Source organism: Ruminococcus sp. YE282 (assembly GCA_900101355.1).
In the GTDB taxonomy this organism is placed as follows: Bacteria; Bacillota; Clostridia; order Oscillospirales; family Acutalibacteraceae; genus Ruminococcoides; species Ruminococcoides bromii_A.
In genome coordinates, this window is the sequence record FMUV01000056.1 from 1 (window position 1) to 8,132 (window position 8,132).

General features: G+C 37.2%; 7 protein-coding genes and 1 tRNA gene. 3 read left to right on the forward strand and 5 right to left on the reverse strand.

The genetic code is table 11. The features are described 5' to 3' along the window. Window positions 1-241, forward strand: a 241-nt coding sequence (locus BLP46_RS12130; RefSeq protein WP_143000409.1) for a transposase, incomplete at its 5' end; no start/stop codon positions are given. 497 nt (window positions 242-738) lie between these two features. On the opposite strand, the gene BLP46_RS12135 is transcribed toward BLP46_RS12130, so the two are convergent. From BLP46_RS12135 to BLP46_RS12155, 5 genes are all read right to left on the reverse strand, one after another. Beyond that, a tRNA-Arg gene (locus BLP46_RS12135) sits at window positions 739-815 on the reverse strand. 207 nt (window positions 816-1,022) lie between these two features. Next, window positions 1,023-2,183, reverse strand: coding sequence for an FprA family A-type flavoprotein (locus tag BLP46_RS12140; protein WP_092979274.1), 1,161 nt, complete (start codon window positions 2,181-2,183; stop codon window positions 1,023-1,025). A 134-nt stretch (window positions 2,184-2,317) separates the two neighbouring features. Continuing rightward, window positions 2,318-4,261 (reverse strand): carbohydrate-binding domain-containing protein, encoded by a 1,944-nt coding sequence (locus BLP46_RS12145; protein WP_092979276.1) that lies wholly within the window; start codon window positions 4,259-4,261, stop codon window positions 2,318-2,320. A gap of 39 nt (window positions 4,262-4,300) precedes the next feature. Continuing rightward, complete coding sequence (locus BLP46_RS12150) at window positions 4,301-4,978, reverse strand: DUF4956 domain-containing protein (protein ID WP_092979278.1); 678 nt, start codon at window positions 4,976-4,978, stop codon at window positions 4,301-4,303. Beyond that, window positions 4,971-5,693 (reverse strand): polyphosphate polymerase domain-containing protein, encoded by a 723-nt coding sequence (locus BLP46_RS12155; RefSeq protein ID WP_092979280.1) that lies wholly within the window; start codon window positions 5,691-5,693, stop codon window positions 4,971-4,973. The genes BLP46_RS12150 and BLP46_RS12155 overlap by 8 nt, the downstream gene beginning before the upstream one ends. A gap of 206 nt (window positions 5,694-5,899) precedes the next feature. Here BLP46_RS12155 and BLP46_RS12160 point away from each other — a divergent pair, with 206 nt between their 5' ends. Both BLP46_RS12160 and BLP46_RS12165 read left to right on the forward strand, forming a co-directional pair. Continuing rightward, window positions 5,900-6,574 carry a response regulator transcription factor gene (locus BLP46_RS12160; protein WP_092979282.1) on the forward strand — a complete coding sequence of 225 codons (675 nt, stop codon included), beginning with the start codon at window positions 5,900-5,902 and terminating at the stop codon, window positions 6,572-6,574. Next, complete coding sequence (locus tag BLP46_RS12165) at window positions 6,571-7,815, forward strand: sensor histidine kinase (protein ID WP_092979284.1); 1,245 nt, start codon at window positions 6,571-6,573, stop codon at window positions 7,813-7,815. Before BLP46_RS12160 ends, BLP46_RS12165 begins: the two co-directional genes overlap by 4 nt. Window positions 7,816-8,132: the final 317 nt, after the last annotated feature.

The window sequence follows — 8,132 nt, forward strand, 5'->3', positions numbered from 1 at the left end:
ACTTGACAGTGATATTCCACAACTTCAAAAGTGTGCTAATACTATGATGAATTGGCTGACAGGTATTCTTAATTCATTTTCTTCCACTATCACAAACGGCTTTACTGAAGGCTGCAACAAAAAAATCAAAGTCCTCAAAAGAAACGCTTACGGTTACAGAAATTCCAACCGTTTTCGTAATCGTATTTTACATATATTTTCTCTTAAATCTGTCAATTCCCAAAAACAAGCGACAGCTTGACGCTATCGCTTGTCTTTAATATTTCATTCATTTTCATTTTTCGGTTTACCCCAACTATTGACATTGAGCCTATATAATATAATCTAATTGAAAATAAAATAAGCCCCACAGCTTAGTTATTGTTCGCACCAACAACTAAGCATGCGCCCCGAGTAACAGCCTACCCAGAACTTGTGAAGCTTGATATGCGTTTATTATTTTTTAAGCGCTTATTAATACATTTTTCAAGACCTGTACTACATTGTTGCCCGTGGTATAGGTCTTATTTCTTTTTTGCATAAAACTGAATAATGTAAGCGGATGAACATAGCCATCAAATTCGGTAAAAAACCACTTTTACCATTTGTGATGAACGCTGTGACTAACCTCCGGCTTGAACTTTGGTTAGCTGCGTTAGTCCAACAACAGGAAAATAATCCGTAATACTTACATACATCTAAATTTACAGTCGAGTGATTTAAACAGCTTTTCGGCTGCTTAAATCACTTTACTGTATTTGGCGCGCCGGAAGGGACTCGAACCCCCGACCTTCTGATTCGTAGTCAGACACTCTATCCAGCTGAGCTACCGGCGCATATGCAGTCATATCAACCGCAAGTAATATATTACCATAGTTTAATAAAAAATGCAAGTGTTTTTTTCATTTTATTTTTAAATATGCGTAATTATTTATTAAGTCATTGTTAAGTTATCTAAATATTTTAAACTGCTAAATAGTGCAGCCTCATTTCTGAAACTGCACTATCTTTAATTACAGATATTAATTTTAACTTGCAATTATTTAGGCAAGAATTTCATCAGCCAGTTTTTCAAGCTGAGCAATATTTTCCTCTTTCATTGAGGATTTTATTGTTACAGCATCGGGAACTAAAGTAATATTCTTCATTTTTTCAAAATATGACTTCATTACTTTGCCTGCCATTGGAGCCCACGAGCCGTTCTCTATCAAGCCGACCTTTCTGTTTTTATATCCTTTGATTTCAAGATGATATAAAAAGTCATTTGCAATCGGGAAAATTCCGCCGTCATAAGTTGGAGCGGCAACAACAAGTTTGCTGTAACGAAAAGCGTCTTCGATATTTTCAGCCAAATCACTTCTTGATAAATCTTCGATTGAAACAGGTAAATCTGTCTTTGATTTTAGAATTTCATACAATTTTTCTGCAACAGCTTTAGTATTACCGTGTATTGAAGCATACGCAATAAATACACCGTCGGTTTCAACCTCGTATTTGCTCCAAATATCATAAAGATTAATATAATACGACAGATTTTTCTTTAAGATTGGTCCGTGCAATGGGCAAATAGTTTTAATATCAAGTGTAGCAGCCTTTTTGAGTAAGTTCTGAACCTGAACTCCGTATTTACCGCAAATATTAAAGTAATACCTTCTTGCCTCACAAGCCCAGTCTTCATCAGTATCAAGCGCACCGAATTTTCCGAATCCGTCAGCAGAAAACAAAACTTTTTCTTTGCTTTCGTAGCTTACCATTACTTCGGGCCAATGAACCATAGGAGCCATATAGAAAGTAAGCTTATGCTCGCCAAGTTCAAGAGTATCTCCCTCTTTTACAACAACAGTTCTGTCAGTAAGGTCAATATCAAAAAACTGCGGAAGCATATTGAATGTTTTTACATTGCCAACCAGCTTCATCTTGGGATATTTGTCGGCAAGCAGTTTAATGTTTGAAGCGTGGTCAGGCTCAAGATGACTGATTACCAAATAATCCGGTTTATTATTATCAAGAGTTTTCTCAAGGTTAATAAGCCACTCGTTGGTTTTTCTTTTATCAACAGTATCCATTACCGCAATTTTTTCGTCAAAAATAACGTATGAATTATATGCAATGCCGTTTGGTACAACATACTGACTTTCAAACAAGTCGATATCTTTATCATCAACTCCGATATACTTTATACTGTCAGAAATTTTAACATCCATTGTAATCTCTCCTTTGTCATTTTTTATATTATACAATACAGTGTTAAATAATTCAACCTGATTTATGAATAATATGGAATTAAAATTGGGGATTCCGTATAAGAATGCCCAACCGATAAATTTATTTTACATATTTACTGTCTTCCCATTGGTCCGCCGTTATCAGGGGCTTGTTCCATTTTTCCGTTGCTCGGATCTCCTGTCTGTCCGCCGGGACCTCCTCCCATTAGACCTCCGGGACCGCCCATCTGTCCGCCGCCGGAACTGTAATTATCGCTGTCCATAGTTATACTTGTAACTTCGGTTCCGCCGCTTACAGTACCGTTATTTGCATATCCGTTGCTGTCAGCTCCCGAAATTGCGCCGCCGCAAACTATTTTATATGTTTCGCCCGACTTTATTGACGGAGAAGAAATAACCGCATTGCTGTATTCTTTTGACGGTTTAAATGACGCAATTATGTTACCGTCGCTATCAGTTAATGCAAACTGAGTGTCGCCGCTTTGGGAATCAATATCAGTCATTATTGTACACTGACCGTCACCGGTTACGGATTGAGCCATACCGCTGCTGCCAAGTGCTACAAGCACACCGCCTGTCATTTTTGCACTTCCGTCATAGTCTATTGCCCCGTTGCCGTCATCGGTCGGACCGCTTACAAGGGTAACTCCGCCTGTTATGGTAAGACTGCCGTTTGAATCAAGTCCGTCACCTGAAGCGTTAACTGTAATATAGCCGCCGTTAATTGTCAGTGACTTATTGCTGTTTTCGTTAAATGCGCCTTGTTCAACATTACCATCGCTTCCTCCAGCCGCATTTAATCCATCGTCACTTGAAACTATTGAAATTGTTCCGTCATTAATTACAATATCTCCCGCTTCAAGTCCTTCGTAGCTTTCGGTAATATTTATTGTGCCGCCGTCAACGTTAAGCGTACTGTCGGCATGAACGCCGTCATCACCTGTTTTTATGTTTAATGTTCCGTCTGAAATAATAATTTCATTATTTGAATGAAAAGCGTCATCACTTGAATTTATTGTAAAGGAACCACCGTTAATTTTAATAACATCAGCAGATTTTATTGCCTTAGCGCTCTCTGAATCCTCGGAATCGGATGATGAAGAAAACATCTCCATTCCTCTGCCCATTGAATCCGAATGAGTTTTTCCGTTTGAGCTTCCGCCGCCGGTAGCTACCGAAAAGTCGCCTCCGTCAATTCTGAGAAATGAAGCCGCCTGTATTCCGTCGTTGGTAGTTTCAAGGCTGAATTTTCCGCCTGAAATATATACAAATCCCTTTGTATCGGTCTTTTCGGTATTGCTTGAACGTATTGCATCTGTTCCAGAATTTACGGTTATTGTACCGTCTTTGATTTTTACACAACCTTTTCCGTTGATACCGCAATTTTTTGAAGTGACATTCACCGTTCCGCTCGTGATAACCAAGTCATCTTTAGAAACAATTCCGTGCTTATAATTTCCGTTCACATTAAGTGTTCCGCTTCCGTTAAGTGTTAAATCACATTTACTGAAAATTGCAGAATCAACATTTGTATCATCAATTGTTTCAGTATATGATGAACCGTCTGAAATTGTATTTTTGCTTCCGTCTGCAAGAGTTATAAAAACTTTATCAGCATTTTTAACAACAACGGCTGACTGAGAGCTTGTTAAATTTAGGCCGTTAAATACAAGCTGTATCTTATCATTATCGGCTGCGTCAATTACAATTGAGTCGTCTGAACAAGTTCCTGAAATAATATATGTGCCCTCTGATTTAATTGTAACCTCTCCCCCGCTTACAGAAACGAAATCTGATGACGCACTTGCAGAATTTTCTGAAAATGACACCTTAACCGCTGAGCTTTCGTCATACGATGGGTCACAATCGCGTTTAGAAAACGATAAGTCATAATTCCCGTCTGTCAGGTCTGTTGCCTCTGTGTTATTGTCTGTGCTTGTATTTGAGGCTGTTACCGCAGTATCGTTAGTAGCTGTGGAACTTTCTCCGCTCATTGAGCAGGCACTGAACGATATTATTAAAGCCGCACTTATAAGTGTAAACAATACTTTTTTCATATAGTATACCTCCCTTAAAATATAAATTAATCTGCATATTTACAACGTATTTTCAACACTTGACGGAATCGAAACCGAAATTTCAAGATTGCCGTTTCGGCAGCGAAGTTCATCAATAAACCTCTGAACATCATCCTCATTATTTAACTCAACTTTATAAAAAAGCTTATAAAGGCTGCCCATATTGGTTGTTTTGACATTAAGCAGTTTAGTATCGCTTGTATACTTTTCAAACAAATCATCAAATGCATGAGCATAGTTGAGGTCTTCCGGAACAGTTATTCTGAGCTCTCGAATTAAATCATCTTTGTCCTTAATCTTTACAAATCCTGCACAAATCATTGCAATGCAAATTATAATTACAAATAAAACCGCAAGTGTTACATATCCCATACCGGTAGCAAGACCTGTTGCCATTGCAAGGAAAATGCTTACAATCTCTTTTGCAGAACCGGGAATACTTCTGAAGCGAACAAGCGAGAATGCTCCCATAACCGCAACAGCTGTTCCGACGCTTCCGTTAACAAGCATTATCACAACCTGAACCACAGCAGGGATAAGTACTATTGAAAGCAAAAAACTTTTGCTGAGTCTGCTTTTAAAATTTGCGGCAAGAGTCACAACTACTCCGAGCGCAAGAGATACTAACGTACATATTAAAAATGAAGTAAGGGTAAAAGTTCCCGAGTAAATAGGTTCAAATATATTGTTAAGCACAGTTCATTCCTCCGTTTTTGATTAAATTTTTATCTTTTGTAATCGCATATGCTGTTCCGTACTTTGAAAATGATGACGGATATATTTTTAATTTGGTGAGCGCATTGCTGAGCCAAAGTGGCATTGAATTCAGAATTTTTATCTCCATAATACATAATCCGCTGTCTAAAATCAGGTTACCGTAACTTCCCTTTCCAAGCTCAAGGTCATAATTGCGGAACCGAACATTCTTATCAAATGTTATTCTGAGGTTACTGTCCTCTTTGCTGTAAAATGCCGTTCTGTCATAAGCAATAAACATCTTGGGTTTTAAGCCGTTATAATAATTCATCGTCCAATCAATTTCTTTCATTATTTGTGTATCAATCGGCTTTGAACGAGTGTTAAGATAATTCATTGCCTCAGAATATTTTAAGGTTTCACGCCTTTTGTAAACTACACCTTTATATTTCTTTTTTAGCTCCAAAAACACATTGCTGTCTGCCTTTGGCGTTGAATAGCTGCGAAGCCTCAGCTTTTCTTTATATACAGGTTTATCAATTGAATTTCTGATTAGCCTAAAATCATCGGTATCAAAATAAAGGCTACGCACTGTACTCTCGCCGAATTTATCCGAACAAATTTGTGAGCTTATCAATTCAAGAAGCTGTTTTCTCTGATTTAGAGTTATGATATACTTCTTTTCGGTACGCTTAAAAACAGTTTGAATCGTCATACTTAAAGCCCCTTTCGTTTTGATTTGTCTGTATTATAAATGCCAAACCTTAAAAAAAGCCTAAAAAAACAAATTTATGTAAAAATTATGTAAAGCTTGTTTTCAGCAACATATTTTAGGATTTTTTAAGGGTTGCCGACTAATATAATAATTGATATAATTACTGTAAAGTAAAATCATATGATGATACTGAAAGAAGGCTACTTATGCAAATTTTGATTGTTGAAGATGAAAAAAGGCTTGCAGACGCACTTTATCAAATTTTGCTTGAACAAAAATATATGGCTGACGTCGTATATAACGGTATTGATGCTCTTGAATATGGACTAAGCGGAATTTATGACCTAATTATTCTTGACATAATGATTCCGTACAAAGACGGCTTTGAGGTAGCATACGAACTGAGAAAAAACAAAATAGATACTCCGATACTTATGCTTACAGCAAAAGACACAGTCCCTGATAAGGTGACAGGACTTAACAAAGGCGCAGATGACTATATGACAAAGCCGTTTGCCCCCGAAGAGCTTATTGCAAGGATCAAGGCACTTACACGCAGAAAAGGCGAAGTGGTTTTGGATAAAACAAGTTTCGATGATTTTAATTTCAATGCAAGCTCAAACACACTATCAAAAGGAACAAAATCTGTTCATCTTAATTATAAAGAAGCGGAAATTCTTAAACTGCTCCTATCAAAACCCGATGTAATCGTATCAAAAGACGAAATTATCACAAAGGTTTGGGGATATGACTCTGACGCAGGTTCAAATAATGTTGAGGCGTACATATCTTTTTTAAGAAGGAAGCTCAATTTTATTAATTCTGATACAGAAATAAAATCAATCAAAAAAATGGGTTACAGATTGGAGAAGTCGATGTGATAAAACGACTGAGAAGAAATATTATATTTGTTAATATGCTTTTGGTTGGCACAGTAATTGTAATGATTTTTACCGCCGTATGCATAAATAATTATTCATCTGGTATTAACAGCCTTGAGCATGGGCTTAATCAGGTACTCGACAGAAGAATTGACGACAACAATGATTTTCCGCCTCCAAATGAGCTTGGAAACAAAGGAAAAAAAGAACAGCCGTTACAGCCGAATTACTACGTTATAGTTGAATTAAATTCTGACGGTGAAATAAAGAATACAATCAATCATAATGCCACCATCGACAGCGATACACTTAATTCCTGCATAAAAATTGTAACCGACTCCGATAATAAAAAACAAAGCGGACAAATCAGCGAATATAATCTTATGTACGCGCAAAAGAATGATTTTCAATCCAAGAAAATTGCCTTTGCCGACACAAACTCTGTGTATTCGTCACTTATGCAAACCATACTTGTATGTCTTGGATTATTTGCGGCAAGTCTTGTAATCATTTTTTTAATCAGTCTTGCAATGTCAGACCTTGCAATAAAACCTGTAAAAGAAGCATGGGAAAAGCAAAAGCAATTTGTTGCTGATGCATCGCACGAGCTTAAAACTCCGCTAACAGTAATTCTTGCAAACAACAACATTATGATGACGCATAAAAATGCTTTGGTAGCAGACGAAAGCAAATGGCTTGAAAGTACAGAGGAAGAAGCCAACCATATGAAAAGTCTTATTGACCAAATGCTGTTTCTTGCAAAGTCCGACGCCGGGAGCAACAACGTTGAACTCAGCAACATATGTATTAGTGATATAATTGAGGGAGCTTCACTAAATTTTGAGCCGATTGCTTTTGACAAAGGAATTGAGATTATTTCTGATATAGAACATGATATTACGGTAAAAGGAAATGAAACTCAGCTGAATCAGCTTGCACACATTCTGATTGATAACGCTGTAAAATATGCAGAAAAAAACAGCGCAATAAATATCACGCTGTTAAAGTACGGAGAAAGTGTTAAGTTTTCAATTAATAACAAGGGCAATGTGATTGAGGCTGATGATTTGAAACACATTTTTGACAGATTTTATCGGGCAGAAAAGTCGAGGACAACAAAAGGTTACGGACTTGGACTTGCTATTGCGAAAAGCATAGTTGAGTCATCTAACGGAAAGCTCTGTGTTGAAAGCAATGCAGAAGTCGGCACAACATTTACCTCTGTTTTCAAAACTAATTAATGCAAAAAATCAAGGGCAGGCAACCCATAAAATTTTGTGTAAATAATAATCCTTCAAGCAATAACAGAATACAGGATTGCGGTTGCAATCAGGCTTTCTGATTTGCCCCGTGTCAACTTTTCATTCCTGTCTGCGGAATGTTATGCATGCCAAAGCGTGAATAACATTTTGCAGACAGGAAATTCTATTCTCAGGGGCAAATCAAGCAGGTATTCTGGCCTCAAATATTATTGATAACTGGCTTAAAACTACATCCCAGTTTCGACATCTTTGTGTCCAGCGTTCGACAATTTTTTGAGACGCTAAATACAACATTT

Bases quoted from the DNA above. Each gene is read 5' to 3' on its own strand.
- BLP46_RS12160 (WP_092979282.1), top strand. From the start codon at position 5,900: ATGCAAATTTTGATTGTTGAAGATGAAAAAAGGCTTGCAGACGCACTT.
- BLP46_RS12140 (WP_092979274.1), bottom strand. From the start codon at position 2,183: ATGGATGTTAAAATTTCTGACAGTATAAAGTATATCGGAGTTGATGAT.
- BLP46_RS12145 (WP_092979276.1), bottom strand. From the start codon at position 4,261: ATGAAAAAAGTATTGTTTACACTTATAAGTGCGGCTTTAATAATATCG.
- BLP46_RS12155 (WP_092979280.1), bottom strand. From the start codon at position 5,693: ATGACGATTCAAACTGTTTTTAAGCGTACCGAAAAGAAGTATATCATA.